Source organism: uncultured Nevskia sp., assembly GCF_903885465.1.
Classification (GTDB): domain Bacteria; phylum Pseudomonadota; class Gammaproteobacteria; order Nevskiales; family Nevskiaceae; genus Nevskia.
The window spans coordinates 1-6,068 of the sequence record NZ_CAISIQ010000063.1; the positions used below are offsets into that span (position 1 = coordinate 1).

At 64.2% G+C, this 6,068-nt stretch carries 3 protein-coding genes; all 3 read left to right on the forward strand.

Annotated elements, in window-relative coordinates:
* Positions 1–1,555, forward strand: a 1,555-nt coding sequence (gene bchB / locus QZY06_RS02175) for a ferredoxin:protochlorophyllide reductase (ATP-dependent) subunit B (protein ID WP_295679590.1), incomplete at its 5' end; no start/stop codon positions are given.
* On the forward strand, positions 1,530–5,303 hold the full coding sequence (locus tag QZY06_RS02180; RefSeq protein ID WP_367275541.1) for a magnesium chelatase subunit H: 3,774 nt from the start codon (positions 1,530–1,532) through the stop codon (positions 5,301–5,303). The genes bchB and QZY06_RS02180, both read left to right, overlap by 26 nt.
* A gap of 26 nt (positions 5,304–5,329) precedes the next feature.
* The coding region (bchL, locus tag QZY06_RS02185; RefSeq protein WP_367275542.1) for a ferredoxin:protochlorophyllide reductase (ATP-dependent) iron-sulfur ATP-binding protein at positions 5,330–6,068 on the forward strand (739 nt) is incomplete at its 3' end.

Genomic DNA, 6,068 nt, shown 5'->3' on the forward strand with positions numbered 1-6,068 from the left:
CGCGATGCGTGACGTTCACTACGTGCTGCACGCGCCACAAGGCGACACCTACGCCGATCTGCTGTTCACGATGATCGAGCGCCGCCAGAAGCGGCCGCCGGTGACCTACACGACATTCCAGGCCCGCGATCTTGGCGGCGACACCGCGCAGCTGTTCCAGAATGCTGCGCGCGATGCCTACGAGCGCTTCAAGCCGAAGGCGATGCTGGTCGGCGCGTCCTGCACCGCCGAGCTGATCCAGGACGATCCGGGCGGTTTGTCGGATGCGCTGGAACTGCCGATTCCGGTCGTCACGCTGGAGCTGCCGTCGTACCAGAAGAAGGAAAACTGGGGCGCGGCGGAAACCTTCTATCAGATCGTCCGCAAGCTCGCCGGGCCGAAAGCGCCACCGCCGGGCACCAAGCCCGCGCCGCGCGATCCGGCTCGCCGCGCGCGCTGCAATCTGCTCGGCCCCACCGCGCTCGGCTTTCGCCATCGCGATGACCTGAAGGAAATCTCCGGTCTGCTGGCCCAGATCGGCGTCGACATCAACGTCATCGCCCCGTTCGACGCCAGCCCGGACGACATCGCCCGCTTGGGCGAGGCCGATTTCAACATCGTGCTGTACCCGGAAATCGCGATGCCAGCCGCCGGCTGGCTGCAGCGCACCTTCGGCCAGCCGATGGTCAAGACCGTGCCGATCGGCATGGGCGCCACCTGTGATTTCATCCGCGAAGTCGCGGCCCTCGCCGGCGTCGATGCCAGTGCCTTGCTCGACGATCCGAACTCGCGCGCGCCCTGGTACGCGAAGTCGGTGGACTCGACCTATCTCACCGGCAAGCGGGTGTTCGTGTTCGGCGATGCCACTCATGCGATTGCGGCTGCGCGCATCGCTACTCGCGAACTGGGCTTCACCGTGGTCGGCCTCGGCACCTACAGCCGCGAACTCGCCCGCGAAGTGCGCGAAGCCGCAAAGCTCTACGGCGTCGAAGCGATGATCACCGAGGATTACCTCGAGGTCGAAGCAGCGATCACCGAGTTGAATGTCGAGCTGCTGCTCGGCACCCAGATGGAACGCCACATCGCCAAGCGCCTGGGCGTGCCCTGCGCGGTGATTTCGGCACCGGTGCATGTGCAGGACTATCCGGCGCGCTATTCGCCGCAGATGGGTTTCGAAGGCGCCAACGTGATCTTCGATACCTGGGTGCATCCGCTGATGATGGGCCTCGAAGAACATCTGCTCGGCATGTTCCGCGAGGACTTCGAATTCCATGCCGAAGCTGCGCCTTCGCATCTCGGTGGCGCCGCCAGTGAGCGTCGCGCCGAACCCGCGATCGCATCCACTACCAGTGCCTCCGCTCTTGAGGTCGAGACCGACAACGACGTGGACGTGATCGAGGCCGAAGGCCCGATCGATCCTGTCTGGTCTCCCGAAGGCGAGAAGGAGCTCGGAAAGATTCCGTTCTTTGTACGCGGCAAGGCTCGCCGCAATACCGAGGCATACGCTCGTGAATTCGGCGTGCGCGTCATCACCGTCGAGGCGCTCTACGATGCCAAAGCTCACTTCAGCCGCTGAGGCTGCCGCGCCGATGCGCGTGGTCATCGTGACGATGGACAACCATCTGGCGAGCGCCGCCACGCGTGCCGCAGCCCGCCTTGCCCGCGAAGTGCCGGGGCTGGTGCTGAGCATGCATACGGCGGCGGAATGGAGTGCCGATGCCAAGCTGCTGAAGCGCTGCCACGACGACATCGCCCAAGGCGACATCATCATCAACACGATGCTGTTCGTCGAAGATCATTTCAACGCCGTGCTGCCGGCGCTGCTGGCCCGCCGCAATCATTGCGACGCGATGCTGGGCTGCATGTCGGCCACCGAGATCGCCAAGCTGACCCGCATCGGTCGCTTCGACATGGACAGCAAGAAGGAAGCGAGCGGCGCGATGGCGCTGCTCAAGCGCCTGAAGCCGAAACCGAAGGAAAGCGGCGCCAAGGCCACCGCCGGTGCCGAGCAGATGAAGATGCTGCGCCGGCTCCCGAAGCTGCTGCGCTTCATTCCCGGCACCGCGCAGGACGTGCGCGCCTACTTCCTGACCCTGCAGTACTGGCTGGCGGGCTCGGAAGACAACCTCGTCAACATGGTGAAGTTTCTCGTCGACCGTTACGCCGATGGCCCGCGCCGCGCGCTGCGCGGCACGCTGAAATCGGAAGCGCCGGCCGAATATCCCGAAGTCGGCGTCTATCACCCTCAGCTGAAAGGCCGCATCAGCGACAACGCCAGCGCACTTCCGAAGGCCGGCAAACGCGGTACGGTTGGCGTGCTGCTGCTGCGCTCCTATCCGCTGGCCGGCAATGCCGCCCATTACGACGGCGTCATCAACGCCCTCGAAGCGCGTGGCCTGACCGTGGTGCCGGCGTTCGCATCCGGTCTCGATTCCCGTCCGGCGATCGAAACCTTCTTCCTGCGTGATGGCCGTGCGACCGTCGACGCCGTGGTTTCGCTGACCGGCTTCTCACTGGTTGGCGGCCCGGCCTACAACGACGCCAAGGCAGCCGAGGACATCCTCGCCAAGCTTGATGTGCCCTACGTCGCCGCACATCCACTGGAGTTCCAGACGCTCGAACAATGGGGCGCCGGTGAACGCGGCCTGATGCCGGTGGAGTCGACGATCATGGTCGCGATTCCCGAGCTCGATGGCGCCACCGGAATGACCATGTTCGGCGGTCGCTCCGATTCCGCCGGCGAAAAATGCACCGGCTGTCATCGCGGTTGCATGTTCCCACCGTCGAAGTCTGCGCGGGACATGCAGACCTGCGTCGAGCGTGCCGAAACGCTGGCCAAGCGCGTCGACAAGCTGGTGACCATGCGCCGCGCCAAGCGCGCCGAGCGCAAGGTCGCGATCGTGCTGTTCAACTTCCCGCCGAACGCCGGCAACATCGGCACCGCCGCCCATCTGTCGGTGTTCGAATCGCTGCATCGCACCCTGATCGCGATGAAGGCCGAAGGCTACAAGGTCGATGTGCCGGTGACGGTCGACGACCTGCGTGAGCGGGTGATTCATGGCAACGCGTCGCGCTTCGGCGCCGACGCCAATGTCATGGCCCGCATCTCGGCGGACGATCACGTGCGCCGCGAACCCTGGCTGAAGGAAATCGAAGCCCAGTGGGGACCGGCACCGGGCAAGCAGCTGAGCGATGGCGGCTCGATCTTCGTGCTCGGTGAAACCTTCGGCAACGTCAGCATCGGCATCCAGCCCAGCTTCGGCTACGAGGGAGATCCGATGCGTCTGCTGTTCGAGAAAGGCTTTGCACCCACGCATGCCTTCTCGGCGTTCTACCGCTGGCTGCGCGAGGATTTCGGTGCTCACGCCGTGCTCCATTTCGGCACCCACGGCGCGCTGGAATTCATGCCGGGCAAGCAGAGCGGCCTGTCCGGCGACTGCTGGCCGGATCGGCTGATCGGCGATCTGCCGAACCTCTACCTGTACGCCGCGAACAATCCCAGCGAAGGCGCGATTGCCAAGCGTCGTTCGCAGGCCACGTTGATCAGCTATCTGACGCCGCCGGTGGCGCAGGCCGGCTTGTACCGCGGGCTGGTCGATCTGAAGAGTTCGATCGAACGCTGGCGCGGCTTGTCACCGGATGAAGTCAACGAACGCGGCCCGCTGGCCTCGATGATCCAGGCCCAGGCCGCAGTCATCGATCTGGTCGCCAGCGAGCCGGTGTGGGCTGCGGGCGAGGCTGAAGCGCAGGTCGTAAAGCTCAATACGGCGATGCTGGAACTGGAATACACGCTGATTCCGCACGGCCTGCATGTGATCGGTGCGATTCCGTCGAACGAAGAAAGGATCGACATGCTGCTGTCGGTCGCCGAGGCTTCGCACGGCCTGCGGCTGGAACGTGCGGCGATGATCGCGCTCGTTGCCGGCGAGTCCATCGACCAGGTGCTGGCCAAGGCTGCGCTGCCGATCGATGACGACAACCGCGGCAGGTTCGCGAAGCTCGCCGAGATCAACCGGCAGCTGGGTGAAGAACACGAAATCGAAGGCCTGCTGAAAGCCCTCGATGGCCGTTTCATCCGTCCGGCCCCGGGCGGCGATCTGATGCGGACGCCGGAGATCCTGCCGACCGGCCGCAATCTGCATGGCTTCGATCCGTTCCGGATTCCCAGCGTCTTCGCCGTGCAGGATGGTGCCCAGCAGGCACAGCGTCTGGTCTCCCGGTATATGGCCGATGGCAATCCGTTGCCGGAGTCGATCGCCCTGGTGCTCTGGGGCACCGACAACCTGAAATCCGAAGGCGCACCGATTGCGCAGGCGCTGGCCTTGATGGGTGTGAAGCCACGCTTCGATGCCTATGGTCGCCTCGCCGGTGCAACGCTGACGCCGCTGGCCGAACTGGGCCGGCCACGCATCGATGTCGTCATCACCTTGTCCGGCATCTTCCGTGACCTGCTGCCCTTGCAGATCAAGCTGCTGGCCGAAGCCTGCTTCCTGGCCGCCAGTGCCGACGAAGCGCCGGAGTCGAATTTCGTTCGCAAGCACGCGCTGGCCTACATGGCCGAACACGGCTGCGATCTGGAAACGGCGAGCCTGCGTGTCTACGGCAACGCTGATGGCGCCTACGGCTCAAACGTCAACAACCTGATCGAAAGCAGCCGCTGGGATGGCGAAGACGAGCTGGCGGAAACCTATTCCAAGCGCAAGAGCTTCGCCTTCGGCCGCAGCGGCGCACCGGTGTCCCAGCCGGCGCTGATGCAGAGCATTCTCGCCAACGTCGATCTTGCCTATCAGAACCTTGATTCGGTCGAACTCGGCGTGACCACGGTCGACACTTATTTCGACACGCTCGGCGGTATCAGCCGTGCCGTGCAGCGCGCAAAAGGCGGCACGGCGGCACCGGTCTACATCGGCGATCAGACCACCGGCAATGGCACCGTGCGCACCCTGTCCGAACAGGTGTCGCTGGAAACCCGTACCCGGATGCTGAACCCGAAGTGGTACGAGGGCATGCTCAAGCACGGCTACGAAGGCGTGCGCCAGATCGAGACGCACATCACCAACACCTTCGCCTGGTCGGCGACCACGGGGCAGGTGCAGCCCTGGGTCTATCAGCAGATCGCCGAGACCTTCGTGCTCGATCCCGCAATGCGCGAACGGCTATCCCAACTCAATCCCACGGCCTCCGCGAAAGTCGCGAGCCGTTTGCTGGAAGCGACCGAGCGCAGCTACTGGCAGCCGGACGAACAGACACTCGAAGCGCTGCGAAATGCCGGTCACGAACTCGAAGACCGGCTCGAAGGCGTCCACTTTGCGGAGGCAGCATGAGCAGCGTCGGAAACATCCCCGTTTCAATGGTTCGCAAGATGGTCCCGCCACCGGATGGCGCCGGCAGCCTGCAGGTTCATCTGGATGAATCGCAGAAAATCGGCAACGCCAAGGTCTTCGCGGTCTACGGCAAGGGCGGCATCGGCAAGAGCACGACCTCGTCGAATCTCTCCGTAGCGTTTTCCAAGCTCGGCAAGAGAGTGCTGCAGATCGGCTGCGATCCCAAGCACGACTCCACGTTCACCCTGACCAAGCGTCTGGTGCCGACGGTCATCGACGTACTGGAGTCAGTGGACTTCCACGGCGAGGAACTGAGGCCGGAGGACTTCGTCTACGAGGGCTACAACGGCGTGATGTGCGTGGAAGCCGGCGGTCCGCCAGCGGGCACCGGCTGCGGTGGCTATGTCGTCGGCCAGACGGTGAAGCTGCTGAAGGAACATCACCTGCTGGAAGACACCGACGTGGTGATCTTCGACGTGCTCGGCGATGTTGTCTGCGGCGGCTTCGCAGCGCCCTTGCAGCATGCCGATCGTGCGCTGATCGTCGCTGCCAATGACTTCGATTCGATCTTCGCGATGAATCGTATCGTTGCCGCGATCGCTTCGAAATCGAAGAACTACAACGTGCGTCTCGGCGGCGTGATCGCCAACCGCTCGCGCGAGACCGATCAGATCGACAAGTACAACGCCGCGATCGGCCTCGACACCCTCGCCCGCTTCCCGGATCTCGACGTCATCCGCCGCTCGCGGCTGAAGAAATCGACGC